This window comes from Pseudomonas sp. Irchel 3A7 (assembly GCF_900187565.1).
Lineage (GTDB): Bacteria > Pseudomonadota > Gammaproteobacteria > Pseudomonadales > Pseudomonadaceae > Aquipseudomonas.
Window position 1 is genome coordinate 219,891 of sequence record NZ_FYED01000007.1, and the last position, 24,441, is coordinate 244,331.

At 60.8% G+C, this 24,441-nt stretch carries 19 protein-coding genes; 17 read left to right on the forward strand and 2 right to left on the reverse strand.

Annotated features, from left to right (window positions below; genetic code table 11):
- The 12 genes from CKW21_RS13995 to CKW21_RS14050 all read left to right on the forward strand — a co-directional run bounded on the left by CKW21_RS13995 (position 1) and on the right by CKW21_RS14050 (position 15,472).
- A complete protein-coding gene (locus CKW21_RS13995; RefSeq protein WP_095194547.1) occupies positions 1-942 on the forward strand; it encodes an ABC transporter permease in 942 nt (313 codons plus the stop codon).
- Positions 939-1,823: an ABC transporter permease gene (locus CKW21_RS14000; protein WP_095194548.1), complete on the forward strand. Its 885-nt coding sequence runs from the start codon at positions 939-941 to the stop codon at positions 1,821-1,823. The genes CKW21_RS13995 and CKW21_RS14000 overlap by 4 nt, the downstream gene beginning before the upstream one ends.
- 2 nt (positions 1,824-1,825) lie before the next feature.
- Positions 1,826-3,481, forward strand: a complete 1,656-nt coding sequence (locus tag CKW21_RS14005) for an ABC transporter ATP-binding protein (RefSeq protein WP_095194549.1) — start codon at positions 1,826-1,828, stop codon at positions 3,479-3,481.
- A gap of 114 nt (positions 3,482-3,595) precedes the next feature.
- Positions 3,596-4,852, forward strand: coding sequence for an OprD family porin (locus CKW21_RS14010; protein WP_095194550.1), 1,257 nt, complete (start codon positions 3,596-3,598; stop codon positions 4,850-4,852).
- Positions 4,853-5,033: 181 nt separating this feature from the next.
- Positions 5,034-6,152 (forward strand): succinylglutamate desuccinylase/aspartoacylase family protein, encoded by a 1,119-nt coding sequence (locus CKW21_RS14015; RefSeq protein WP_095194551.1) that lies wholly within the window; start codon positions 5,034-5,036, stop codon positions 6,150-6,152.
- Positions 6,153-6,191: 39 nt separating this feature from the next.
- Positions 6,192-7,388 (forward strand): ornithine--oxo-acid transaminase, encoded by a 1,197-nt coding sequence (gene rocD / locus CKW21_RS14020; RefSeq protein ID WP_095194552.1) that lies wholly within the window; start codon positions 6,192-6,194, stop codon positions 7,386-7,388.
- A gap of 10 nt (positions 7,389-7,398) precedes the next feature.
- Complete coding sequence (gene proC / locus CKW21_RS14025) at positions 7,399-8,217, forward strand: pyrroline-5-carboxylate reductase (protein ID WP_095194553.1); 819 nt, start codon at positions 7,399-7,401, stop codon at positions 8,215-8,217.
- Positions 8,218-8,310: 93 nt separating this feature from the next.
- Positions 8,311-9,213 carry a LysR family transcriptional regulator gene (locus CKW21_RS14030; RefSeq protein WP_095194653.1) on the forward strand — a complete coding sequence of 301 codons (903 nt, stop codon included), beginning with the start codon at positions 8,311-8,313 and terminating at the stop codon, positions 9,211-9,213.
- A 124-nt stretch (positions 9,214-9,337) separates the two neighbouring features.
- Positions 9,338-9,964, forward strand: a complete 627-nt coding sequence (locus tag CKW21_RS14035) for a glutathione S-transferase family protein (protein WP_095194554.1) — start codon at positions 9,338-9,340, stop codon at positions 9,962-9,964.
- A gap of 63 nt (positions 9,965-10,027) precedes the next feature.
- On the forward strand, positions 10,028-12,058 hold the full coding sequence (locus tag CKW21_RS14040) for a pyridoxamine 5'-phosphate oxidase family protein (RefSeq protein ID WP_095194555.1): 2,031 nt from the start codon (positions 10,028-10,030) through the stop codon (positions 12,056-12,058).
- 113 nt (positions 12,059-12,171) lie between these two features.
- Entirely contained in the window at positions 12,172-13,368 is a 1,197-nt protein-coding gene (locus CKW21_RS14045) for a DUF3142 domain-containing protein (RefSeq protein ID WP_095194556.1), read from the forward strand.
- On the forward strand, positions 13,355-15,472 hold the full coding sequence (locus tag CKW21_RS14050; RefSeq protein ID WP_095194557.1) for a hypothetical protein: 2,118 nt from the start codon (positions 13,355-13,357) through the stop codon (positions 15,470-15,472). Before CKW21_RS14045 ends, CKW21_RS14050 begins: the two co-directional genes overlap by 14 nt.
- Positions 15,473-15,475: 3 nt before the next feature.
- Here CKW21_RS14050 and CKW21_RS14055 read toward each other — a convergent pair whose 3' ends face one another.
- Positions 15,476-16,105 carry a LysE family translocator gene (locus CKW21_RS14055; protein ID WP_095194558.1) on the reverse strand — a complete coding sequence of 210 codons (630 nt, stop codon included), beginning with the start codon at positions 16,103-16,105 and terminating at the stop codon, positions 15,476-15,478.
- 145 nt (positions 16,106-16,250) lie between these two features.
- Here CKW21_RS14055 and CKW21_RS14060 point away from each other — a divergent pair, with 145 nt between their 5' ends.
- Positions 16,251-16,724 (forward strand): Lrp/AsnC family transcriptional regulator, encoded by a 474-nt coding sequence (locus tag CKW21_RS14060; protein WP_095194559.1) that lies wholly within the window; start codon positions 16,251-16,253, stop codon positions 16,722-16,724.
- Between the two features lie 111 nt (positions 16,725-16,835).
- Here CKW21_RS14060 and lpdA read toward each other — a convergent pair whose 3' ends face one another.
- A complete protein-coding gene (gene lpdA, locus CKW21_RS14065) occupies positions 16,836-18,236 on the reverse strand; it encodes a dihydrolipoyl dehydrogenase (protein ID WP_095194560.1) in 1,401 nt (466 codons plus the stop codon).
- A gap of 217 nt (positions 18,237-18,453) precedes the next feature.
- On the opposite strand from lpdA, the gene hflK (CKW21_RS14070) reads away from it, so the two are divergent.
- From hflK (CKW21_RS14070) to CKW21_RS14085, 4 genes are read left to right on the forward strand one after another with little or no spacing between them, the layout of a single operon-like run.
- Positions 18,454-20,412, forward strand: a complete 1,959-nt coding sequence (gene hflK / locus CKW21_RS14070; RefSeq protein WP_095194654.1) for a protease modulator HflK — start codon at positions 18,454-18,456, stop codon at positions 20,410-20,412.
- Positions 20,409-21,452 carry a protease modulator HflC gene (gene hflC / locus CKW21_RS14075; protein ID WP_095194561.1) on the forward strand — a complete coding sequence of 348 codons (1,044 nt, stop codon included), beginning with the start codon at positions 20,409-20,411 and terminating at the stop codon, positions 21,450-21,452. The genes hflK (CKW21_RS14070) and hflC overlap by 4 nt, the downstream gene beginning before the upstream one ends.
- Positions 21,449-22,507 (forward strand): protease modulator HflK, encoded by a 1,059-nt coding sequence (gene hflK, locus CKW21_RS14080; RefSeq protein ID WP_095194562.1) that lies wholly within the window; start codon positions 21,449-21,451, stop codon positions 22,505-22,507. Before hflC ends, hflK (CKW21_RS14080) begins: the two co-directional genes overlap by 4 nt.
- Positions 22,504-24,402, forward strand: coding sequence for a cation-translocating P-type ATPase (locus CKW21_RS14085; RefSeq protein ID WP_095194563.1), 1,899 nt, complete (start codon positions 22,504-22,506; stop codon positions 24,400-24,402). Before hflK (CKW21_RS14080) ends, CKW21_RS14085 begins: the two co-directional genes overlap by 4 nt.
- Positions 24,403-24,441 lie beyond the last annotated feature (39 nt).

The following is a 24,441-nucleotide window of genomic DNA, read 5'->3' on the forward strand; positions in this document are numbered from 1 at the left end:
ATGATGCGTTTCATTGTGCAGCGGCTGGCCATGTCATTGCCGACGCTGCTGCTGATCTCGTTGATGGTGTTTGCCATCATCCGGATGGTGCCGGGTGATCCGGCGCTGCTGATGCTCGGCGACATGGCCGACGCCCAGAGCCTGGCCGCGACCCGCGAAGCGTTGGGTCTGGATCAGCCATTGGTTATGCAGTTCGTGATCTGGCTCAAGGCTGTGCTCAGCGGTGATCTGGGCTTCTCGATCACCACCAATCAGGCCGTGCTGCCGTTACTCCTGGACCGCTTCAGCGTGAGCGCCAGCATCGTTCTGGTGTCGGTGCTGTTCGCTGCGTTGATCGCTGTGCCATTGGGCCTGTTGGCGGCGTGGAAACAGAACAGCGGGATGGATTTCGGTGTGGTGGCTGGTGCGACATTGCTGCTGTCGATACCGAGTTTCTGGTTGGGACTTTTGCTGTTGTACGGCTTCGGTATCAAGCTGGGCTGGCTGCCGGTGGTGGGGTATGTCGCTTTCAATGAGGACCCGTGGCAGGCACTCAGCTACATCGTTTTGCCCATCGTCACGTTGACCCTGGTCGAACTCGGCGCCATCACCCGCATGGCACGCGCCAGCGCTGTCGAAGTGCTGCGCCTGGAGTACATCACCCACGCCCGGGCCAAGGGCCTTTCCGAGCGGGCGGTGTTGTGGCGGCACGCACTGCGTAATGCCTTCGCTCCGACGTTGACGCTGATCGGTCTGATTCTCGGCAACCTGCTCGGCGGCATTGCGGTCCTGGAAACCGTGTTTACCCTGCCGGGCCTCGGCCGCCTGATGGTCGATTCGATTTATGCACGGGACTACCCGGTATTGCAGGGCTGCCTGCTGCTGGTGACCTTCGTCTACGTGCTCGTCAACTTGCTGGTCGATCTTCTTTATCCGCTCTTCGATCCCAGGGTCAAGCTATGAACAAGCCTGTTTCTCCTCCTCCCTACACCGTTCCCGTGCCGCCGGTGACTGTACCGCGCCGGCGTTCGCGAGGCCGGTTGCCATTGAATGGTTTGATCGGTGGCGGGTTGCTCGTTCTGTTGCTGGCCATGGCACTGGTGGGCCTGGTGTGGACACCGTCCGATCCCTTGGCGTTGAACCTGATGGCTCGCTTGCAGGCGCCCTCGATGCAGCACTGGCTGGGGACCGATGAGTATGGTCGTGACGTACTCAGCCGCTTGATGATCGGTGCGCACACCAGTCTCTGGATCAGTTGGTTGACGGTCAGTCTGGCGGTTATCGCCGGCACTTTCCTGGGGTTGCTGGCGGGGTTCATGCGCGGCTGGGTCGACCGGGTTCTGATGATGATCAACGACGCCCTGCTGGCATTCCCCGGCATCCTGCTGGCATTGGGATTGATGGCGATCATGGGTCCGAGCCTGTACGGCATCGTCCTGGCACTCAGCCTGGCGTATACGCCATCGGTGGTTCGCGTGGTGCGCGGCACCGTGCTGTCGTTGCGTGAAAAAGAGTTCGTCGAAGCCTCCCGCGTGATCGGCAACTCCGAGCTGTACACCATGCTGCGTCACATTGCGCCCAATTGCGTGGCACCGATCTGCGTGCTGGCCACCAGCATGTTCGGCTGGGCGATTCTCGCTGAAAGCTCCTTGAGTTTCCTCGGCCTGGGCGTACCGCCACCCGCCGCCACGTGGGGCAACATGCTCGCGGCGAGCCGCCCCTACATCGCCACCGCCAGCTGGCTCGGGATGTTCCCCGGCGTTTTGATTGCCCTGTCGTTGCTGGCCTTCAACCTTTCTGGCGATGCGCTGCGCGATCGTCTCGACCCGCGGATGAGGAAGTGATCATGGCGGCATCCGATATTTTGTTGGCAGTAGAAAACCTGAAGATTCGGGTCGGTCCGGAAGGCGCGTTGGCGGTCGACGACCTGAGCTTCACCATCGCCCCCGGTGAAATCGTTGCACTGGTCGGCGAGTCCGGCAGTGGCAAGACCATGGCGGCACGCGCGGCCATCGGTCTGCTGCCGCCGCCGCTGGAGCAGTGTGGTGGCGCGGTGCGTTTTCAGGGACGCGATCTCAATGCGTTGACACCCGAAGCGCTGCGGCAGATCCGTGGGGCTAAAATCGGCATGGTGTTCCAGGAACCGATGGTTTCCCTGAACCCGTCGCTGACCATCGGCCAGCAGATGGCCGAAGGCTTGCGCCTGCATACCGACCTGAGCGAAGAAGAAATCCGCCAGCGCTCCCTGAAGATGCTGGGCCACATCGGCATCGCCGATGCCGAGCGTTGTCTCGCCGCTTATCCCCACGAATTCTCCGGCGGCATGCGCCAGCGCATCATGTTGGCGTCGGTGATGTTGCTGCGACCGGCCTTGTTGATTGCCGACGAGCCGACCACCGCGCTCGATTGCCTGGCGCAATTGGATGTTCTCAAGTTGATGCTGGACCTGACCCGGGAAGAGGGTACGGCCATCCTGTTCATCAGCCATGACCTGTCGCTGGTGGCGCGTTATGCCCACAAAGTGGTGGTCATGCGCGATGGTCGAGCCGTGGAGCAGGGCAGTATCGAACGCATTTTGCTGGCGCCCGAGGCCGAGTACACCCGGCAGTTGCTGGAAGCCTTGCCCCGGCGCGGCGATCTGGTGCCGTTGCCGCCGAGCGAGCGTCCGCTGCTGGAGGTCGAAGGCGTCTGCATCGAACACCCGGGACCTCGCAGTTTCTGGGGGCGAAGCCAATACAAACGCGTCGTGCATTCGGCCAGCCTGAGTATCGCGCCGGGAGAAACCCTGGCCCTGGTCGGTGGCAGCGGTTCGGGCAAGACCACCCTCGGCCGTGCGGTGGTCGGCTTGGTCAATCCATGTGAAGGGGCGATTCGCTTCGAGGGCGTCGACATCCTCAAGGCGGGCAACCGTGAGCATCGTCTGCAGTGCCAGATGATTTTCCAGGACCCTTTTTCGTCACTCGATCCACGGATGAAAATCGGCGAAATCCTCGCCGAGCCGCTGCGTCACGAGCACAGTCTGAACGCGGAACAACGGCGTGAGCGTGTGCGCAAAACCTTGATCGACGTTGGTCTGGCGGATCATTTTGTCGACCGCTTCCCGCATCAACTGTCGGGTGGTCAGCGCCAACGTGTCGCCATCGGTCGTGCGCTGGTGCGTCATCCACGCCTGGTGATCGCCGACGAACCGATTTCGGCACTGGACATGACCATCCAGAAACAGATTCTCGAGTTGTTCGAGCGCTTGCAGGCGCAATACGGCTTTGCCTGTCTGTTCATCTCCCATGACCTGGCGGCCGTGGAGCGTATTGCCCATCGCGTCGCGGTCATGAGCCAGGGCAAGGTGGTCGAGATGGGCGCGCGCGATGAGATCTTTGATCGTCCGCAACACCCTTACACCCAAAAGCTGTTGGCCGCGGCCAGCCCGCTGGAAAAACTTGAAGGCGGTGGTTATCGCATACGACCCAGCCCCGTCCCCGCAGTGATTCAAGCCGTGAACTAACCAGACAAAAGCGACACCGACGCGCAAATCGATGATTTGCGCGAACGGCGAAGCCATGCCTGAAAAAAACAAAAAAACATTCCCTCAACCATTGATCTGCCAGGAGCCAACAACATGAAAAAAAAATCCCTGACTCAATTAATGACCGGCCTGAGCGTCGTCGGCACGGGCTGCATTCCGGGCATGGCCCAGGCGGAGTTCTTCAAGGACAGCAGTGCAACGCTGGACACAAAGAACTATTACTTCAACCGTGATTACCGCGAAGAGTCGACGCAGTCCAAGCGCGAAGAGTGGGCCCAGGGTTTTACCCTGGACGTGAAGTCCGGCTTCACCGAGGGCGTCGTGGGTTTTGGTGTGGACACCGTTGGCATGCTGGGGATCAAGCTCGACTCCAGCCCCGATCGTTCCGGTACGGGCCTGCTGAACCGCGGCAGCGACAAGCGCGCCTACGATGAGTATTCCAAGCTGGGTGTGACCGGCAAGGCGCGTCTGGCCAAGAGTGAGCTGCGTGTCGGCTATCTGGTGCCGAATTTGCCGACGCTGCAGCCCAACACCAGTCGACTGTTCCCACAGTCGTTCAGTGGCGCTCAACTCATTTCCAGTGACATCAAGGATCTGACGCTGAGCCTGGGTCAGCTCGATCAGGCCAAGGACCGTGATTCGACCGACTACGAAGACATGCGTCTGACAGCGCAGAACAAAGCCTACAAAAGTACGGCGGCCAGCGATCAGTTTCGTTTCGCTGGCGGCGACTACAAGCTCACGCCCAATACTGTTCTGAGCTATCACTACGCGCAGCTGGAAAACCTCTATGGCCAGCAGTATGTCGGCTTGAAAAACAGCTTCGCCCTCGGTGCAGGCACGCTGAAAACCGACATTCGTTATTTCGATGCCGATAAGGACGGGTCCGGGCTGGCCGGCAAGGTCGACAACCGTGCCCTGAGTACGCGACTGACCTGGAACTGGAATGGACACAGCATCGGCGGCGGCTATCAGAAGCAAATGGGCAGCACGCCGTTTACCTATGTCGATGGCTCGGTCACGTACCTCTTCACCGAATACCAGTTGGGTAACTTTTCGCAAACCAATGAGCGCGCCTGGCATGCGCGCTATGACTACGACTTCGCTGCGCTGGGTGTGCCGGGACTGACCTTCTCCACGCGCTACGCCAAAGGCGACCAGGCCGAAATCATCGGCTTCGACGGCGAAGGCCGCGAGTGGGAACGCGATTTCGATATCACTTACGCGCTTCAGAGCGGGCCCTTGAAAGGTGTCTCGGTGCGCTGGCGCAACGCGCAAAACAAAGGCAATTACTACAACGACACCAACGAAAACCGCCTCATCATCGGTTACACCCTGGCGCTCTGGTAGTCGTTGCGGGGGACGCCGTCAGCAGGGTTTCAAACCCGGCTGACGGCAGTGATGAACGAATTTTCTTCGCCTGATCGATTTACCCGATCGGGATAGCCGGGACCGCCCTTATGGCGGTCCAGAGCCTCTCTTTATGATTCACCCAGTGGCCGTCCTACTTTGAATTCGAGAGTTTTACCCTATGGAACATCGCGAACACGTATTGCTTCAGGCGACACATGGCAGCCGCAGGCACATCGACAGCGAGCATTACGGACCGACCGGACAGGGCCGCAAGATCTACATCCAGGCGGCTCTGCACGCGGATGAAATTCCCGCCATGCTGGTGGCGACGATGCTGCGTCGACACCTGGTCGCCCTGGAAAAGGCCAACCGCCTGAAGGACGAAATCGTTCTGGTGGCCGTGGCCAATCCGGCGGGCTTGAGCCAGTACGTCATGGGCGCCTTGAGCGGACGTTTCGAGTTGGGCAGTGGTCGTAACTACAACCGCAGTTTCCCGGTTTACCACCAAGAGATTGCACAAAAAATCGAGGGTGGACTCAGTCAGGACATCCAGAGCAATCGCGCGCTGATCCGTTCGGCGTGGAGCGAGTGCCTCACGGCCTGGGACCCTGTGGATGAATACGCGTCATTGCAACGCACCTTGATGTTGCTGGCCCACGACGCAGACGTGGTACTCGATCTGCATTGTTCCCGCGAAGCGGCCATGCATCTGTACACCGGCGAAGAGATCTGGAGCGAAGTCGAGCCGCTCTCGCGATACCTGGGCGCACAGGTGTCGTTGCTGGCCAATGACTCGCAAGGTTACTCCTTCGATGAAGCGCTGTGCCTGCTGTGGACAAACCTGCAAGCCCGGTTCGGTGAAGCGTTCCCGATACCCAACGGTACGGTTGCGGTGACGATCGAGCACCGTGGGCAGCGCGACGTGTCCTATGAAGTGGCCGAACAGGACGCCGCCGCGATTATCGAGTACTTGATCCATCGCGGTGCCATCGAGGGCATTCCATCGCCGCAGCCACCGTTACTCAATCCGGCCACACCGCTGTCCGGCAGTGAGCAGTTCTATGCCCGCTCCGCCGGCATTCTCGTACATCGCGTCCCGGTCGGCAGCCATGTCGAGGCAGGCCAGGCGCTGTTCGACATTGTCGACCCCACGACGGGCGAAACCACCACGCTCAGCAGCCACAACAGCGGTGTGCTCTACATGCGCCGTGAAATCCGCTACGTCAGACCCGGTGATCCGCTGGGACGGGTTTCCGGCCCGGTGCCGATCCGCACCGGCAAGCTTCTGGGTGCCTGAGGGCACTGCCTCCGAATTCAATGTTTCAGGAAGTTGATGATGAACTCTGTAGATACGATCGAGCTGGAAAACCGCTTCTGCGCTCATAACTATTCACCACTGCCTGTGGTGCTGGTCAAAGGGGAAGGGGTGTGGGCAACCGATGAAGCGGGTAAGCGCTACCTGGACATGATGTCGGCGTATTCCGCGGTCAGCCACGGCCATGTTCATCCACGGATTCGCCAGGCGGCGGTGGCTCAGATCGACAAGATCAGTGTGGTGTCCCGGGCTTTCTACAGCCAGCCGCTGGGTGCCTTTCTGGAAGCACTTTGCCGGGTCACCGGGTTTGCTGGCGCATTGCCGATGAACAGTGGTGCCGAGGCCGTCGAGACGGCGATCAAGGCCGCACGGCGTTGGGGTTATCGGGTGAAGGGGATTGAGGCGAACCGCGCTGAAATCGTCGTCGCGGACAACAATTTCCACGGGCGTACGTCCACCATTGTCGGCTTCTCTTCCGAACCTTCCTACAAGGCTGACTTTGGTCCGTTTTGCGACGGCTTCAAACAGGCACGTTTTGGCGACATCGCCAGTTTTCGCGAGGCCATCAACGAGCACACCTGTGCGGTGCTGATCGAGCCGATTCAGGGCGAGGCGGGTATCCGTGTTCCTCCGGCAGGCTTCCTGCGCGAATTGCGCAAGCTGTGTGACGAGACCAATACCTTGCTGATCCTCGACGAGATTCAATCCGGGCTTGGACGCACCGGGAAATGGTTCGCCTTCGAACACGAAGAGATTCGTCCTGACGCCTTGATTCTCGGTAAGGCTTTGGGTGGCGGGATCATGCCGGTGTCGGCATTTGTAGCCGGGCGGGAGATCCTCGATCAGTTTGATCCCGGCAGCCACGGTTCGACGTTCGGTGGCAATCCGCTGGCTGCGGCCATTGGTCTTGAAGCCCTGAAGGTTTTGGATGAAGAGGGGCTGATTGAAAACAGTGCGCGCCTGGGCGAGCACTTGAAGGCCCGACTGCAAGGCTTCAATGATCCTGCGATTAGAGAAGTGCGTGGTCGCGGATTGTGGGTGGGGATCGAGTTGGATCGCCCGGCGAAACCTTACTGTGAGGCACTGTTGGAGGAAGGGGTGATGACCCGTGAAACCCACGAAAATGTCCTGCGTGTGGCGCCTCCACTTTCAATCACGCTCGACGAGCTTGGATGGGGCCTGACCCGCATCGAGCGCGTCTTCAATCAGCTGCGTTGATGGAAGGCTCATGAGCAATACTCGAATTGCCTTCGTCGGTGCGGGCAACATGGCTGGCAGCCTGATCGGCGGATTACGCGCCAAGGGGTTGGATGCTTTATTGATTCGCGCAAGTTGCCCTCGCGCGGAACAACGTGCGCGGATCCATGCCGAACACGGCATTCAAACCTTCGCCGATAACCATCTCGTCGTCGAAGGCGCCGATGTGGTGGTGCTGGCGGTCAAGCCGCAAGCCGTGAAATCGGTCTGTGAAGCATTGCGCCCGCACCTGCTGCCTCGGCAATTGGTGGTGTCGATCGCTGCCGGCATCACGAGCATCAGCCTGGCGAAGTGGCTGGGTGAGGTGGCCATCGTGCGCTGCATGCCGAATACCCCGGCAATGGTGCGCCAGGGTGTCAGCGGGCTGTATGCCAATGCCCGTGTCAGTGCCGAACAGCGGACGTGGGCCGAGGGATTGTTATCGGCTGTCGGCCTGGCACTGTGGCTGGATCAGGAACAGCAGCTCGATGCGGTGACGGCGGTGTCCGGGAGCGGGCCGGCGTATTTTTTCCTGTTGATCGAAACCATGACCGCTGCCGGCGAGAAACTCGGATTGCCACGGGAAACTGCCGTGCAGCTGACCCTGCAGACCGCGCTCGGGGCGGCTCGCATGGCGCTGGGCAGTGAGGTCGAGGCCGGCGAGCTGCGCCGTCGGGTGACCTCGCCCGGAGGGACGACCGAGGCTGCGATCAAGGTGTTTCAAGTCGGTGGCTTCGAATCACTGGTGGAGAAGGCGCTGACGGCGAGTGCGCATCGCTCGGCCGAACTCGCTCATCCGTTGGAGGTTTGAAAAATGCCAGGTTGTCAAAAATCCCGGTTTTGAATCACCATGAAAATCGCAGCCTCCGGTTGCGATTTTTTTATCTCAATCGAGGACATGCCCATGGACCGCTTCCAGGAAATGCAGGTCTTCACTGCCGTTGCCCAGGAGCAAGGGTTTTCGGTAGCGGCGCGGCGTTTGGGCATGTCGGCGGCCAGCGTCACCCGGGCGGTGGCGGCGCTGGAGAAGCGCATCGGCACGCAGTTGCTCACGCGTACGACGCGCAGCGTGCATTTGAGCGAGGCGGGTCAGCGGTATCTGGAGGACTGTCGCAGAATTCTCGCCGAAGTGCAGGAAGCCGAGGATTCGGCAGCAGGAAGTCATGCCCAACCACGTGGGCAATTGACGATAACTGCGCCGGTTTTGTTTGGGGAGCTGTTCGTCACACCACTGATGGTGAGTTTTCTGACGCAATTCCCAGAGGTGTCGATTAATGCGCTGCTGGTTGATCGTGTGGTCAGTGTGGTCGAGGAGGGGATCGATGTTGCGGTACGCATTGGAGAGCTGCCCGACAGCAATCAGCATGCGATTCGGGTAGGGGAGGTTCGACGGGTAATCGTCGCCTCGCCGCAGTTTCTGACCAGCCATGGGCGACCAATGCACCCGCAGGAACTAGCGCATACGCCAATCATTGCGACATCCGCCATTGGTCAATCAAGAAACTGGCCATTTCTTGAGCAAGGCGAGCCGCTGAGCATTCGGGCCGAACCGCGTCTGGTGGTGACGGCGAATCAGGCCGCCATTACTGCGGCGGCCTTGGGACTTGGGTGTACTCGGATTCTGTCATATCAGGTGGCAAGCAAGATTGCAGCCGGGGAGTTGGAAATTATTCTGGCGGATTTTGAAATGCCGCCACTGCCTATCCATGTGGTCTATCAAGGCGGTCGCAAGGCGCCGGCCCGGGTGCGCAGTTTTGTCGACTTCGTGGTGGATGGCCTCAGAACGCATCCTGCATTGCATGGATAATTTCACTAGCTGAAATAATGGATTGCGTTTACTGATTATTCTGTTGTTTTGATGACTGGTAGAAGATGGCTGCCATCGGTGCTGCTCGTTCCCGAACAGCGCCACTCACCCCACGGAGTCGACCATGCAAGCCATCAAACTCTACAACTTCCCACGTTCCGGCCACGCTCACCGTGTGGAATTGATGCTCTCGCTGCTGCAACTGCCGACCGAGCTGATCCTGGTGGACCTGGCCAAGGGCGAACACAAAAAACCGGAGTTCCTGGCACTCAATTCGTTTGGTCAGGTGCCGGTGCTGGATGACCAGGGTGTGGTGCTGGCCGATTCCAACGCGATCCTGGTTTATCTGGCGCAAAAGTATGGCAACGGTCGCTGGCTGCCCACCGATCCGGTCGGCGCGGCAAAAGTGCAGCGCTGGCTATCCGCCGCTGCGGGTCCCATCGCATTCGGCCCGGCCCGGGCGAGGCTGATCACGGTGTTCGGTGCGCCTTACAGAGCTGATGAAGTGATCCCCTACGCCCACACCGTGCTCAAGGTCATCGATCACGAACTGGCGAACACGGCTTATCTGGCCGGCAATGAGCCGACGATTGCCGACGTGGCTGCCTACAGTTACATCGCCCACGCGCCGGAAGGCAATGTGTCGCTGGACGACTACGCCAACATTCGCACCTGGCTGGCCCGGGTCGAAGCCTTGCCCGGTTTTGTCGGCATGCCGCGCACCGTCGCTGGCCTGCAAAAAACTGCCTGATGCTGGTGGCCCGGCTTTTCCGGGCCTTTCACGCTGCGCCTTGGGTGCAGGGGAGAATCCGTAATGGACCGTTCACCGTGGCATGCCGGCGAGCAACAATTGCAGGCACATGTAGGCGTTGTCGAGCGAATGGAGACGTTGGGCCGTAGGGTGATTCGCAGCGAAATGCCCGACCAGCACCGCACCTTCTACCAGCAATTGCCGTTCATGCTGTATGGGGCAGTCGATGCGGATGGCAATCCGTGGGCCAGTGTGCTGGAAGGCGCGCCGGGTTTCGCTCACTCGCCCGAACCCGGGCTTTTGCAATTCAGCAGCCTGCTGGCCGCTGACGATCCCGCGCAATTGAGTGAGGGGGCGGCCATCGGTCTGCTGGGGATCGAGCTGCACACCCGGCGACGCAACCGCATCAACGGACGTGTTGGCGGCGTGTCAGCGGACGGCTTCGGGGTGACGGTGCAACAGTCCTTTGGCAATTGCCCGCAATACATCCAATTGCGCCAGTTTCGTACCGTGCCGCTGGCGGACCCGGCGACGCGTATCGCCCAGCACCTCAACGAACTGGATGACGCGACCAAAGCCGTGATTGCCGAGGCTGACACCTTCTTTGTCGCCAGTTACGTGGACGTCGATGGCGAGCGTTCGGTGGACGTTTCCCATCGCGGCGGACAGGCCGGCTTCGTACACGTGGAAGGGAATCGGCTGACCATTCCGGATTTCGCCGGCAATCTGTTTTTCAACACGCTGGGCAACCTGCTGGTCAATCCCCGGGCCGGTTTGCTGTTCATCGATTTCAATTCGGGTGATCTGCTGCAACTGAGCGGTCGCACCGAAATCATCCTTGAAGGACCGCAGGTCGAGGCATTTCAAGGTGCTGAACGTTTGTGGACGTTCCACGTGGAACATGTAGTTCGTCGTCCTGCTGCACTGGCGTTGCGTTGGCGCTTCGACGGCGTATCGCCCACCAGTTTGCTCACCGGCACCTGGGCGCAAGCCGCGGCGCGTCTGCAAGCAAAGGCCCTGGGCGATCAGTGGCGGCCCCTGCGGGTGGTGCGGGTCGAAGCGCAAAGCCACAACATCCGTTCGATTTATCTGGAGCCAGCCGATGGCGCCGGTCTGCCGCTATTTCAGGCCGGGCAGCATTTGCCTTTGCGATTCAACATTGATGGTGACGTGCATATCCGCACGTACAGCCTGTCGAGTGCGCCGTCTGATGACTTTTTCCGCATCAGCGTGAAGCGTGACGGGCGAGTGTCTTCGCACCTTCATGAGCAGGTTCGCGTTGGCGACCTGCTGGAGGCACGCGCGCCCCAAGGGCATTTCACCGTGGCGCCCCATGAGCGTCGGCCACTGATATTGCTGGCCGCCGGGGTCGGCATCACGCCGTTGCTGTCGATGCTTCGTGAGGTGGTTTATCAAGGGTTGCGTACACGCCGTATACGCCCGACCTTGTTCTTGCAGAGTTCGCGCACGTTGGCCGATCAGGTGTTTCGTCCTGAACTGAACCGCTTACTCGACGAAGCCGGTGACGCGGTCAGGGTGGTGCGCCTGCTCAGTCAACCGGAGCCGGAGGCGCGGGAGGGCGAGGATTTCGATTTGGCTGGGCGGATCGACGTGGAACTGATCAAAACCCTGATTGAGGCCGAGGACTACGATCAGGTGGATTTTGTCCTGTGCGGCCCCGGCAGTTTTACCCAAGGGCTGTACGACAGCCTGCGGGAACTGGATATTCGTGATACGCGGATTCACGCGGAAACCTTCGGCCCATCAACCTTGCGTCGGCGCCCGGACCCCGATGCGGTGGTTATCGAGCAGCCGCCTGCGGCCACCACTTCGGTGCCGGTGGTGTTCCAGCGTTCGGCCAAGGAGGCGCGTTGGCAACCCGACGGCGGCAGTCTGCTGGAGTTGGCGGAAAGCCGTGGCTTGCGCCCGGAATTCAGTTGCCGTGGTGGCTCCTGCGGTACCTGCAAGACGCGACTGATCAGTGGCCAGGTGAATTACCCACAGCCGCCAGCGGAAGTACCGGATGAAGGGCAGGTTCTGATTTGCTGTGCGATTCCGGCTCAGGGTTCGCAGCCTTTGGTTCTGGACCTGTGAAGAATGAACTGAGGTGAACATTTGCTCGGCGGTCGATGGCTGAGTAGGGTAGTGGGCAGAACGAAAAAGGGCCGTTGACGGCCCTTTGTGCATTTTCAGGGACAGACGCTTTCATGTTTTTTCTCACTCGCTGGATGTTCGTACTGACGACGCTCGCGCTGCTCAATGGTTGCGAACGGCCAGACGCACCGCCACTCGATCAGCAGCTTTACGTTTGGCAAAGGCAATGGACGCCGGCCCATGAAGCGGCGCTGAGAGACAGCCGTGCAGACTTCTCCACCCTTCGAGTGCTGGCGTTGCAAGCCTTTCCCCAGGCGGGCTGGAGTCGGGCGCGGATTGATCCGGCGCTGCTCAAGGCGGATGGCCGGCCGCTGATTGCCGTGATTCGCCTCGATGGGCAGCTGAAGTCGCTGAACCGGGACGAGGTCACGACGCAGATTCAGCAGGTGATCAGTGACTGGCAGGCACAGGGCCTGACGCTCGCCGGCGTGGAAATCGACCACGACGCGGGTAACGCTCGGCTGCCGGCCTATCGCGAATTCCTGACGCACTTGCGCGCTGTGCTGCCGACCTCTGTGCCGCTGAGCATTACCGCACTGCCGGCCTGGCTCGACAGTCCCGAGTTGCCAGCGTTGTTATCCACAGTCGACAGCAGCGTGTTGCAGGTACATGCGGTGAGCGATCCGCGTCATGGACTGTTTGATCCGGATCAGGCACGGCAGTGGGTGAAAGCCTGGAGTCGCGTTACAGCCAAACCCTTCTATCTGGCGCTGCCAGCGTATGGCGTGGCACTGTTGCCGGATGCCGGCGGTACGCCAATCGTGGAGAGTGAAGTCAGCATCGAGCGGGACGGCCAACGCCGGGAGCTGCTGGCCGATCCGCAGCCATTGAGCCAGCTTGGCACCGAACTGCGCGCCGACCCGCCGGCGCATCTGGCCGGCCTGATCTGGTTTCGCCTGCCGCTGGCCAATGACCGTCGGGCCTGGAGCCTGACCACCCTGCGCGCCGTGGCGCGTGGTGATGCCCTCGACAGTCGGCTGGCGCTGAGCCTCTCGGCGCACCAGGGCCTCTACGACATCGGCGTGCGCAACGAGGGCAATCTTGACAGCGCCTGGCCCGAGCGTCTGACACTGGCGGTGCAAGGTTGCGAGGGGGCCGATGCGCTGGCCGGGTATGCGTTGCAACAAGGTCCGGATCTGCTTACCTTCACCCGCCTGCGTGACGGCCGGATAGCAGCCGGCGGGCAGCGCGCCATCGGTTGGGCACGCTGCGCAAAAATTGATCAAGGAGAGTCGAATGTTCACCCATAACTGGCCGCGCCATCTGCTGTGCCTGAGCCTTAGCCTGCCACTGGGCTCGGCACTGGCGTGCGGGCCTGACTTTCCCATGCGTCTGCTGGATAACCGTGGCCAGTCGCTGGCGGAGTTGCCGGAAGGCAACTTCCGGTTTGAGATCAATCGGCTTGGGCAGGCGATCGGTGGATTGAAAGACGTCACAGAAGTTGCGTATGGCATGGACGCCACCGACTACGCGGAACAACGCAGCCAAGCCGAGCAAACCGGTTTGACCGTCGAACAACAAGCTTTGGTGAAGCAGCTGCGTGGTCTGACCGATGCTCGCCAGGTTGAGGCGCAAGGCGCGAGTCTGCCTGCCGAACTCAGGCTGTATCTGGCTGGAGCCGTGGCGTTTGCTGCGGATGACCAGGGTTTGGCGGCGGATTATTTTCAGAAGGTGCTCGCGTTACCGTCTGATCAACGGGCGTTGCGCAGTACCTGGGCGGCCTATTCGTTGGGCCGCGCGTTGTTCGCCATGAGTTCGCAAGCGGGCGCAGGCTCGGACCTGCTGGCGCAGTCGAGAACGGCGTTCGAGCAAACCCGGCAACTGAGCATCGACGGCTACAGTGATCCGCTGGAGCTGGGTGTCGCCAGCCTCGGTGAAGAGGCTCGCGTGGCGCGTACCGTGGGCGACTGGGACAGCGCCATCGAACTCTATGCCACGCAAAACCGCCACGGTTCGACCGTGGGCTACACCTCGTTGAAATTGTTGATGGCCGATCTGGCGAATATGCCTGAGGAGCAACTGGCTGAACTGCTCAAGCAACAACCAGTGCAGCAATTGGTCACGGCATCGTTGATCAGTCGCCTGGGCTGGTCATTCGGTGATCAGCCGCCGAACGAACAAAAATTGATCAAGCTACTTCAAGGCAGCACCCGCGGCAGTCTCGACAATGCCGATCGCCTGGCAGCGGTGAATTATCAACAGGGCGATTACGCCAGCGCCAAGGCATTCCTCGAACACGCCGGTGATGGCGGCCTGGCCTGGTGGCTGCGGGCCAAGCTGGCGGTGCGCGAAGGCGATAAAAATGCGGCGGCTGCGGCCTATGCGAAAGCGGCCCAGGCCTTCCCACAGAATGAATCCTGGGGCGAGCGGCGCACTCCGGACTGGGCTTTTGAATCAGTGCAGCCCAAGTGTCGGGTTGAAGGTGAAAGCGCGATTCTTGCCTTGCAACGCGGGGATTATCTGCAAGCGTTCGATCAGCTTTACCGCAGCAATGAGATCTACTGGTTGGATGCGGCGACGGTCGCCGAGCGGGTGCTGACCGTTGATGAACTCAAGCAATACGTCGATACCCAGGTACCGGCGCCACCGGCGCTGACTCAGCAAGATCGTGATAACTACGTGCCGTTGCCGGTGGCGGCGAAACTGCGCAACTTGCTCGCGCGGCGATTATTGCGCGAAGAGCGCTATGACGAAGCACCTGCGTATTTTGACCGTGTCGAGTTGCAACACAAGGCTCGTTGGTACGGGCAGTTGAGAGACGATGCCGAATCGAAATGGTGGCCGACCAAACGGGCATTCGCTTATTTCCATGCCGCGCAGGTGGCCCGTTACGACGGAATGGAGTTGTTGGGCTACGAGATGTCTCCGGATTATGCGACCTTCGGGGGCAATTACAGTCTTGAAACCTCTGAGCTCAAGGTGGGACCGCTAATCGCCGAGGGCGAGGTCCAGCGACAACAAGCGACAGTCGCACAGCCAGATGAACGCTTCCATTACCGTTTTGTCGCCACCGCTTTGGCGAACAAGGCTGCAAATCATTTACCCCACAGCAGTCAGGCATTTGCAGCGGTGCTGTGCAGGGCGTCGAACTGGGGCACAAGTCTGCAAGAACAAAGCGCGTTCTATCGGCGTTACGTCGAGAATGGTCCGTATGTTGTGTGGGCCGGTGATTTTGGCCATCAGTGCCAGGATCCTGACTTCCAGAACGCCGACAAACGCTATGTCACCCAGGTCACCGACGCGGCTCGGTCAACGCTGCGACCGTACAAGAGAGCACTGCAGGTGGGCGGTGTGCTGGCCGTTACGGCAGCAGCGCTGATGCTGATCAATCGCCGCCGCCGCAAGGTTCAGTGAGGCTCAAGCCTGCTGAACAAACGTCAGCCGCACGGCGAAACCGATCAACAGGCTACCGAACAACCACTGCTGCAGGCGTTGGGCTGATGGACTGCGTTGCAACCATCGGCCCAGGGCGGCGCCGGCCAGGGCGTAAGCGCTGTCGAACAGTAAACCGACGGCCACCAGCACCACACCCAAGGTGGCGAATTGCGCAAGCACCGGTCCTGCGTGGGGATCAATGAACTGCGGCAGCAGCACCGAGCAGAACAGCAACGCTTTGGGGTTGAGGAGGTTGGTCAGCAAACCGCGCTGGATCGCTTCCCGATAACGCGGTTTTTCGCCGGTTGCATTCGAGCCGTTCAGGTTCGGCAGCATCGTCGTGCGCAGGCACTGAATGCCGATCCACAACAAGTACGCGGCACCGGCCAGGCGTACAACATCAAAGGTCCAGGGCGCCGCCTTGAACAGTGCCGCCAGCCCGAGGGCCGCCAATGCCACATGACAACCCCGGGCGATGGCCAATCCCACGGCAGTGGCCAATGCCGCGCCTTTGCCCTGACGCGCGCCGGTCTGCAACAGCAGGATCATGTCTGGTCCAGGCAGCAGGTACACCACCGCCAGCGCCATGAAAAACAGCCAGAGTCCCGCCATGTCGCACCCCATTCGTTGTCGATTCGGTACGGCCAGTCTAGGGCGAAGGGGCAGGGCAGGTGCTTGCGTAGTTTGCTTCTAAAACAGCTTGGGTTGGCATAATCTGCCATTAAGTGCCCGATGAATTCTCCGGATCTGCCAAACCATGAAACTCGATGCCTACGACCGCAAGATTCTCGCCGCGCTGCAACGGGACGGTCGCCTGAGCAATGTGCAGCTGGCTGACGAGATCGGCCTGTCCGCGTCGCCCTGCTTGCGGCGGGTGCGGATGTTGGAAGACGCCGGGGTGATTCGTGGCTATCAGGCCAATCTGGATCGCGATGAAGTCGGACTCGGTTTAACGGTGTTCGTCGGGGTGAAGGTCGAGCGCCATAACGACGAACAGGCCGAAGCCTTTCGCCTGGCCGTAACGGCGTTGCCCGAGGTGATTTCGGCGTTTCTGGTGTCCGGGGAATCGGATTTTCTGTTGCAGGTGGTGGTGCCGGACTTGCGGGGTTATGACCGGTTTCTCACGGGGCGTTTGCTCAAGTTGCCGGGTGTGAGCGATATCCGCAGCAATTTTGCGATTCATACGGTGAAGGCGCCGGGGGCGTTGCCGCTTGAGCATTTGCCGCTCTAGACCGAGTCGCTTGCTTCGCAAGCAGGCTTGCTCCCGCAGGGCATCATTGAGCTGCTGTGGGAGCGAGCCTGCTCGCGAAAGCGGTAGAGCAATCACGACAATTCTTCAGCCTTACATCTGCGTCGCCATCCCCTCCACATTCATCGCCGCCTGGCGCAAGGCCTCCGAACGGGTCGGGTGTGGATGGCAGGTCAGGGCAATGTCTTCGGCGGATGCGCTGAACTCCATGGCCACACAATACTCGCCGATCATTTCACTGACGCTAGGCCCCACAAGGTGCACGCCGAGGATTTCATCGGTGCGCTCATCGGCCAGGACCTTGGCGAAGCCTTCGGTTTCGTGATTGATCTTCGCCCGGCTGTTGGCGGTGAAGGGGAATTTGCCGACCTTGTACGCCCGGCCTTCAGCCTTGAGTTGCTCTTCGGTTCTGCCGACGCTGGCCAGTTCGGGTTTGGTGTAGATCACGTTGGGAATCAGCTCGTAATTGACCTCGCCAGCCTTGCCGACGATCTGCTCGACGCAGGCCATGGCTTCGTCTTCGGCCTTGTGTGCGAGCATCGGTCCGGATGTCACGTCGCCGATTACCCAGACCCCGGCGGCTTCGGTGCGATGACCCTTGTTGGCGAGCATGCCGCGTTTGTCCGTGGCGAGGCCGACGTTCTCCAGTCCCAGACCCTGTGTATAAGGTCGGCGCCCGATAGCCACCAGTACGTAATCGGCTTCAATCGTTTCGGCGGTACCACCCGCGGCGGGTTCGACGCTGAGCTGCACGCCGCTGTCTGACGTTGTGGCGCGGGTGACTTTGGAGCTCAGCTTGAAGCTGATGCCTTGCTTGCTCAACGAGCGCTGCAGGGTTTTGCCTGCTTCGCCATCCACGCCGGGGCAGATCCGGTCGAGGAATTCGACCACGGTCACCTGCGCGCCCAGACGCCGCCACACCGAGCCCAGCTCCAGGCCGATCACGCCGGCGCCGATCACCACCAGATGCTTGGGCACTTGCGTCAGTGAAAGTGCGCCGGTGGAATCGAGGATGCGCTTGTTATCGATATCCACGCCGGGCAGGGGAGTGGGCTCGGAACCGGTGGCGATGATGATGTCCTTGGCACTGAGTTCGGTCTTGCCGCCCGCGTTATCCGTCACCGTGACTTTGCCCGGCCCGTCGATGTGGCCCCAGCCCTTGATCCAGTCGACCTTGTTTTTGCGAAAGAGAAACTCGATGCCCTTGGTCAATCCGGTCACGCTTTCATCTTTCTGTTTCATCATCTGGGCGAGATTAAGCGTGGGTTTGACCTCAATGCCCAGGTTGGCAAATTCCGCGCCCATGGCCGCGTCGTAAAGTTCGGAGGCGTGCAGCAACGCCTTGGATGGCATGCAGCCGACGTTCAGACAGGTGCCGCCGAGGGTGGCGCGTCCTTCAACGCAAGCCGCTTTCAAACCCAATTGGCCAGCGCGGATCGCTGCGTTGTAACCGCCGGGGCCACCGCCCAGTATCACGACGTCATAAGTGCTCATGGATCGACTCCTGGATGGAAAGGGGATCGGGAGGGTAAAAGTAGCCCCGAATAAAAAATTACGAACGTAATATGTGCGTTATGGCGCCTTTCGGTCAAGGCTTCAGGCAAGGGACAGGTTACGCATCTTTAGATAACGCAATTGAGTACGGAAATTTCACTCTTTTCGTTATATCGTAACGAATTGCGATGTGAGCAAAGTGGAGCACTGGGGTGGTATGCAAGTCGATCTCGATGTGGAGGAAGCGCAGGTAGCGGAGCTATCGCGCTTTCAACAGGCAGTTTTTCAAGGGCGGCGACTGCGGCAGCTCGCTATCGGCCTCGGCGTGCTGGCGGCCATGGGGTTGGTGGTGGGGTTCTTTGTCGGGCTCTTTGCCTCGCAATCTCTTTGGCCGGCGCTGTTGTTCAATCAAAGCGCTGCGTTGCTGGTGTTGGTTGCCGGTTTGCAATCGGCCTGGTGGGTGACGCAATGGCGGGCGCGGGCGTTGAATCCCGTGGTGCCGGTGGTCGAAGCGCAAGAAGTCGAATCCCCGGTAGGCTGGTACGAACGACTGCTGGATCGCATAGGCCAGCGCTGGCTGCACATCCTCAAACAGATCGGTGCGCCAACGCTATGGCTCGGCGGTTGGGCATTGTTGGCGCTGCTTTGCGTTAAACAGGTCTGGAACCTTGGCTTGCCACCTGCCGCGCTGGGGTTGTCGGCCACTGTCGGCGCGGCCTTGGCCTTGTTGCTGGCGTTCGGTTTGCTGGTGCTGGAACGTCAACTGGCTCAGGAAACCCCGGCTCAGTGGCCTGAAGCCGGAGCGTTGGCGCAGCTGACTCGGGTGGCGATCATCAGCCTGGTGCTGGAAGCATTGTGCCTGTTGCTCGGCAATGAAGCCTCGGTGTGGCCGGTGCGTCTGGCGGTGCTGATCGGCCTGCTGCCGGGACTGGTCGCGGTGGAGTTGCTGTTGCGCGCGGTGCTGTCGTTGTTCAGTCCCCGCCGTGAACAACTTGAACCTTCGTTGCTTGCGCGCAGTTTTGTTGCTGACATGCTGCGCTGGCCACCGCAGCCATTACTGGCGCTGCAGCACGAACTGCATAACCGCTTCGGCATCGACCTGCGGCAGATCTGGGCTTTTACTTACATGCGCCGGGCGTTCTTACCGGTGCTGGCCGTTGTTGTTATCGTCGGTTGGTCACTCACCGGCATTCACGAAATTCCGCTGCAGGGGCGGGGCATTTACGAGCGTTTCGGCAAACCGGTGGCGGTGTTCGGCCCTGGTTTGCATGCCGGCTTGCCCTGGCCGCTGGGCCGGGTGCTGAGTGTTGAAAACGGCGTGGTTCACGAGTTGGCCACCAGCGTTGGAGAAACATCGGCACCCATACAGGCCGCCCCCGCTGAGGGTCCGGCGCCGCTCACGGCGAATCGGTTGTGGGATGCGAGCCATGTGAACGACAAATCCCAAGTGATCGCCAGCAGCCGTGCTGACAAGCAGAGCTTTCAGATCGTCAACATGGACGTGCGTTTCGTCTATCGCATCGGCCTGAGCGATCAGGCGGCACTGGCGGCGACTTACAACAGCGCCGATGTGCCGACACTGATCCGCAGCACGGCCAGCAGGATTCTGGTCCACGACTTCGCTTCCCGGACCCTGGACGGGTTGCTCGGAGAAGACCGGGTAGGGCTTGCCGAAGAGATCGGTCGCGCGGTGCAGGCGGACCTGAACACACTCGACAGCGGCGTGGAAATCCTTGCCACGGTGGTCGAAGCGATTCACCCACCGGCCGGGGCTGCCAATGCTTATCACAGCGTGCAAGCGGCGCAGATCGGTGCGCAGGCCCTGATCGCCCGAGAACGCGGAGCGGCTGCCGAAGCCACCCACCAGGCGCAACTGCAGGCCAGCATCGCCCGCGATCAAGCGACGGCCAGCGCTCGTGAAATAAACGCGAGTGCGCAAGCAGCCGACCTCAAATTCAGTGCCGAGCAAAAAGCTTACGCCAGCGCCGGCCAGGCCTTTGTGCTGGAGCAGTACCTCAGTCAACTGTCCCAAGGCCTGGCCAATGCCAGGTTGCTGGTGCTCGATCATCGTCTGGGCGGCAGCAACAATGCGCCGACCATCGACCTGCGTACATTCACATTACCGGCTGATCCCGCGCCGTCACGTAAAACCGCTCAGCCAGGAGCTGCCAATTGAGCCAGTCTCATACTCACAATCACGATGACCACGCCGGCCACGATCATGGCCATGGCGGGCATCATCACCACGGTCACCATCATCACCATCATGGCGATCCACAGGAGGCTGGTCCTTTTCCATGGCGGCGCATGGGCTGGGCGGCGTTGTTGGTGGCGTTCGCGGTTGCAGCGGCGAGCCTGGTGCAGGTGAGATCGGGGGAGGCCACGGTGATCACGCGCTTCGGCAATCCGTCGCGGGTGTTGCTTGAACCGGGTCTTGGCTGGCGCTGGCCGGCGCCGTTCGAAGCGGCCATCCCGGTTGACCTGCGACTGCGCACCACCTCCAGCGGTTTGCAGGACGTGGGTACGCGCGATGGCTTGCGCATCATTGTTCAAGCTTACGTAGCCTGGCAGGTGCAGGGCGACCCGGACAATGTGCAGCGCTTCATGCGTGCCGTACAAAATCAGCCGGATGAAGCGGCGCGTCAGATTCGTACATTTGTCGGCTCGGCGCTGGAAACCACCGCCAGCAGTTTCGACCTGGCCAACCTGGTGAACACGGACGCCAGTCAGGTGCACATCGCCGATTTCGAGGCGCAGTTGCGCCAGCAAATTGATCAGCAGTTGCTCACCACGTATGGCGTGCGCGTGTTGCAGGTCGGAATCGAGCGTCTGACCCTGCCATCGGTCACCCTCACCGCGACGGTCGATCGTATGCGTGCCGAGCGTGAAACCATCGCCACCGAACGTACCGCCATCGGCAAGCGTGAAGCGGCACAAATTCGTTCTGCAGCCGAACGTGATGCGCGGATCGTGCAGGCCGATGCCACGGTAAAAGCCGCAGACATCGAAGCGCAATCACGCGTTGAAGCCGCGCAAATTTACGGTCGTGCCTACGCCGGCTCGCCACAGCTGTACAACCTGCTGCGCTCACTCGATACCTTGGGTACGGTGGTGACGCCAGGGACAAAACTGATTTTGCGCACCGATGCTGCGCCATTCCGGGTGTTGGTTGACGGTCCGCCAAGCCTCGATAACAAATCCGGGTCGCAACCATGAGCGTGGTTCCACGTGGAACAAATGAATTGAGCAGTCCCTGGATTCAAGCGGGGCGACTGGCATTTCTCGCGTTGTATGCGGTGACGGTGTTGGCCGCTTTGGCGTGGGCGTTTTCCAATGTGCGGCAGATTGATCCGCAAAATCGCGCGGTGGTTCTGCATTTCGGTGCGCTGGATCGCATCCAGAATGCCGGGTTGCTATTGGCTTGGCCGCGGCCGTTTGAGCAGGTGATTTTGTTGCCCGCAGCCGATCGGGTGATCGAGCGTCGGGTGGAAAATCTGCTGCGCAGTGATGCGGCTTTACAAGCCGATCGCGCCGCCAGTTTCGCCACACCCATCAGCGATGCGCTGGCAGGCTCCGGTTACCTGTTGACCGGAGATGCCGGGGTGGTGCAACTCGATGTGCGGGTCTTCTTTAAGGTGACGGATCCCTATGCTTTCGTGCTGCAAGGTGAACATGTGCTACCGGCACTGGATCGCCTGGTCACTCGCAGCGCGTTGGCACTGACGGCGGCGCGTGATCTGGACACCATTCTGGTGGCGCGACCGGAGTTGATCGGTGCCGATAGCAAGGCAGCCGAAAGACGCGAGCGCTTGCGCGGTGATTTGGTGCAGGCCATCAATCAACGCCTTACCGAACTAACGGCGATCGGTCAGGGGCTCGGGATCGAAGTGGCGCGGGTCGATGTGCAATCGAGTTTGCCCGGGCCTGCGGTGAACGCTTTCAATGCGGTGTTGACGGCCGGCCAGCAAGCGGACAAAGCCGTGGCCAATGCGCGCACTGAAGCCGAGAAGCTGACTCAGGCCGCCAACGAACAAGCCGACCGCACACTGCAAGTCGCTCACGCACAGGCGAGTGAACGGTTGGCGAAAGCCTCTGCTGATACGGCCACGGTGATGAGCCTGGCGAAGGCACAACAACAAGGCACCGACCCACAGATGTTGCTGCGGATTTACCGCGAACGGATGCCGAAAATTCTCGGGCAGGCGGGTTCGGTGACCACGGTTGATCCGAAAGACGATTCCCGCCTGATCATTCAGGGAGCTGCACAATGACTGCGCAAACCGCCGCTGCACCGAGCATGTTGTCCTCGGCCGAACAACGCAGCGCCGCTCGCCAATTGACCCTGGCCATGCTCGCCCTCGGCTTGCTCATACTCGGTTTGGTCTGGCGCTGGTTGTCGCCCGAGCAGACCGGTGTCAGCCAATTGCTGCTGGGTTTTGCTTCCGTGCTGGTGGCCGTCCCGGTCATGCGCTCGGCCTGGTACAGCTTGCGTTATCCGAGCCTGCACGGCATCACCGATCAGCTGATCGCATTGGCCATGCTCGGTGCCTGGGCGACCGGCGATCTGCTGACGGCGGCCTTGCTGCCGATCATCATGATCTTCGGCCATGTCCTGGAAGAGCGCAGCGTAATTGGTTCGCAGGAAGCCATTCGTGCCCTCGGCAAACTGACGCGCAGTCATGCGCGGAAGATTCAGGCCGACGGCTCCATCGTTGAAGTCGACAACGGCACGCTCAAGGCTGGCGACCGGGTGGAAGTGCGCGCCGGTGATCGAGTGCCAGCGGATGGCCTCGTACTCTCCGGTCAAGCGAGTCTCGATACCGCCTCCATTACCGGTGAATCAGTGCCGGTTGAGGCAGGCGTCGGCATGCCGGTGTTCGGGGGGGCGATCAATCTCGATGGCCTGCTGCGCATCGAAGTAACCCGCACCGGCCATGAGTCGACCCTCGGCAAAGTCATCGCGCTGATGCAAAACGCCGAGCGTTCGAAACCGCCGATCACGCGGCTATTGGAGCGTTACGCCGGCAGCTACATGGTGTTGGTGTTGTTGCTGGCCGCAGTGACCTGGTTCATCACCAACGATGCTCAGGCCATGCTCGCGGTACTGGTGGCGGCCTGTCCCTGTGCGTTGGTGTTGTCGGCGCCTGCTACCGCAATTGCCGGCGTAGCCGTGGCGGCACGACATGGGATTCTGATACGCAGCTCGGCGTTTCTTGAAGAGCTGGCAGACCTGACCTCGCTGGTGGTCGACAAGACCGGCACCCTTACCTTTGGCACCTTGCGCCTGCAATCCATCGACAGCCCGCTGGAGGATCGCACCCCTGTGCTGAAACTCGCCGCCAGCCTCGGTTCCGCCAGCAGTCACCCGGTCAGCCGGGCGCTGGCCGGGCTGGTGACACAGGAGCATTTTTTGCTGCTCACGGATATTCATGAACGTCAGGGCCTGGGTGTGGTGGCCATGACGGAGCAGGGTGAGGCTGCGCTCGGGCGACCGGAGCTGTTCGCTCAGTTGAAGATTCCCACTTCAACCGTTCCCGACCACGACGGCCCGATTGCCGGACTGGCACTCAACGGGGAGTTCCTCGCCTGGCTGCTGCTGGCCGACAGCGTGAAACCCGAAGCCAGGTTTGCCCTGAGCGAGTTGCGTGATCTTGGCTTGGGACGACAGCTGTTGCTCACCGGCGATCGCAAAAGCGTGGCGCATACGCTGGCGCGGGATGTGGGTATCAGTGATGTCGAAGCGCAGGCGTTGCCTGAGGACAAACTCAACCGTGTGTTGAAAGAAATTGGTAATGGTTTTCGGCCTATGGTGGTGGGGGACGGTATCAATGATTCGTTGGCCCTCAAGGCTGGCGTGGTAGGCGTGGCCATGGGCGCCGGCGGCGCGGACATCGCCCTGGCGTCGGCAGATATCGTGTTGATCGGCAGTGACTTGCGTCGTCTGGGGACCTGCGTGCGCTTGAGTCGCCAGTGTCGGCAAACCTTGCAGGTCAACGTGATCATTGGTCTGGGCTGGACCCTGGCCATCGTTGCCTTCGCTGCGTTCGGCTGGCTCGGCGCGGCCGGGGCAATGATCGCGGCGTTGTTGCATAACTTCAGCACATTGCTGGTGTTGGGCAATGCCGGGCGTTTGCTGCGGTTTCAGGAACCGTTGCTCAAGCTATAGGAGCGAGCTCTGCTCGCGAAAAACGTCCAGGTAACGCGC

Coding starts and splice junctions, on each gene's coding strand:
- CKW21_RS14005 (WP_095194549.1), top strand. CDS start 1,826: ATGGCGGCATCCGATATTTTGTTGGCAGTAGAAAACCTGAAGATTCGG.
- rocD (WP_095194552.1), top strand. CDS start 6,192: ATGAACTCTGTAGATACGATCGAGCTGGAAAACCGCTTCTGCGCTCAT.
- CKW21_RS14045 (WP_095194556.1), top strand. CDS start 12,172: ATGTTTTTTCTCACTCGCTGGATGTTCGTACTGACGACGCTCGCGCTG.
- CKW21_RS14040 (WP_095194555.1), top strand. CDS start 10,028: ATGGACCGTTCACCGTGGCATGCCGGCGAGCAACAATTGCAGGCACAT.
- CKW21_RS14010 (WP_095194550.1), top strand. CDS start 3,596: ATGAAAAAAAAATCCCTGACTCAATTAATGACCGGCCTGAGCGTCGTC.
- CKW21_RS14000 (WP_095194548.1), top strand. CDS start 939: ATGAACAAGCCTGTTTCTCCTCCTCCCTACACCGTTCCCGTGCCGCCG.
- CKW21_RS14060 (WP_095194559.1), top strand. CDS start 16,251: ATGAAACTCGATGCCTACGACCGCAAGATTCTCGCCGCGCTGCAACGG.
- CKW21_RS14055 (WP_095194558.1), bottom strand. CDS start 16,105: ATGGCGGGACTCTGGCTGTTTTTCATGGCGCTGGCGGTGGTGTACCTG.
- CKW21_RS13995 (WP_095194547.1), top strand. CDS start 1: ATGATGCGTTTCATTGTGCAGCGGCTGGCCATGTCATTGCCGACGCTG.
- CKW21_RS14050 (WP_095194557.1), top strand. CDS start 13,355: ATGTTCACCCATAACTGGCCGCGCCATCTGCTGTGCCTGAGCCTTAGC.
- CKW21_RS14015 (WP_095194551.1), top strand. CDS start 5,034: ATGGAACATCGCGAACACGTATTGCTTCAGGCGACACATGGCAGCCGC.
- CKW21_RS14030 (WP_095194653.1), top strand. CDS start 8,311: ATGGACCGCTTCCAGGAAATGCAGGTCTTCACTGCCGTTGCCCAGGAG.
- CKW21_RS14035 (WP_095194554.1), top strand. CDS start 9,338: ATGCAAGCCATCAAACTCTACAACTTCCCACGTTCCGGCCACGCTCAC.
- CKW21_RS14085 (WP_095194563.1), top strand. CDS start 22,504: ATGACTGCGCAAACCGCCGCTGCACCGAGCATGTTGTCCTCGGCCGAA.
- lpdA (WP_095194560.1), bottom strand. CDS start 18,236: ATGAGCACTTATGACGTCGTGATACTGGGCGGTGGCCCCGGCGGTTAC.
- hflK (WP_095194562.1), top strand. CDS start 21,449: ATGAGCGTGGTTCCACGTGGAACAAATGAATTGAGCAGTCCCTGGATT.
- hflK (WP_095194654.1), top strand. CDS start 18,454: ATGCAAGTCGATCTCGATGTGGAGGAAGCGCAGGTAGCGGAGCTATCG.
- proC (WP_095194553.1), top strand. CDS start 7,399: ATGAGCAATACTCGAATTGCCTTCGTCGGTGCGGGCAACATGGCTGGC.